At 72.9% G+C, this 527-nt stretch carries 1 pseudogene; it reads right to left on the bottom strand.

Annotation, left to right across the window (positions count from 1 at the left end):
• Window positions 1-527 (bottom strand): annotated as a pseudogene (locus AC1DYG_RS19165) (hypothetical protein); the annotation flags it as partial.

The raw sequence follows: 527 nt of genomic DNA, 5'->3' as shown, positions 1-527 counted from the left end.
GCCGGTAGTCCTCGAGCGTCTGCCAGTCCAGCAGGCCGTCGGCGGTGCGGATCGCGTCGTGCACCGGCTTGCGGACCGCCGGATCCGCGGAGTCGATCGCCTTCGCCAAGCCCTGCTTGACCTGGTAGGTCTCCATGATGTTGAACAGGTACGGGCTCGACCGCCACAGCTCGAACATGTCGCGTCCGCCGCGGCCTCGGCCGATGGCGTCCGCGATCCGCTGCCCACCCGCGTACGCCTGCAGGTCGCCGGCGGTGACCGGCACCGGCATCGGCTTCTCGGTGAGCATCCCGTCCCGGTCCGGTGTCGACGCGAGCCGCTCGACCCTCGACATCACCCGGGACAGCGTGTGCTGGACGCGATCCCGGGCCGCGAGCCCCTCGGCGCGTGTGTCGGCGCCGGGCAGCGCGGCGCGGCGCATCGCCTCGAGGTCGCGGCCCAGGTCGGCGATGCGGGCGTCGACGTCCTCGGCGGACAGGCCGCGCCCGCCGAGCAGGAATCGGACGGTCGCCAGGAAGTCCTGGTAG

Source organism: Pedococcus sp. P1_H8, from assembly GCF_056405175.1.
Note: the sequence above shows the minus strand (reverse complement) of the source record. Positions and strands in the feature narration are given on the sequence as shown.